This window comes from Methylobacterium sp. J-048 (genome assembly GCF_022829515.1).
Taxonomy (GTDB): Bacteria; Pseudomonadota; Alphaproteobacteria; order Rhizobiales; family Beijerinckiaceae; genus Methylobacterium.
The window spans coordinates 1-281 of sequence record NZ_JAKSYL010000138.1; the positions used below are offsets into that span (position 1 = coordinate 1).

The 281-nt window shown below is 62.6% G+C and carries 1 pseudogene; it reads left to right on the top strand.

The features are described from left to right. Window positions 1-140: 140 nt before the first annotated feature. A pseudogene (locus MKL09_RS13295) lies at window positions 141-281 on the top strand (amino acid permease); the annotation flags it as partial.

Genomic DNA, 281 nt, shown 5'->3' on the forward strand with positions numbered 1-281 from the left:
GTCGGCCCGTATTTGTCCCCGATAACCATAGTGCTAACATCCAGCTCACGAAGCATGGGGATCGGCCATGGCGATCATTGGCAGACATAAACCCGGTCAATTCGGTCTGTTTCTTGTGGTCAAAGACGTTGCGGCCGCAGCCCTACCGGGAGCTGGACGTCGCCGACCCGATCGCCAAGGCGATCGACCGTCTGGCGATGCCCGGGCTCGCCATCGTGATCAAGATCGGCGCCCTGATCGGGCTGACCACCTCGGCGCTCACGGCGCTCTACGGGCAGGGC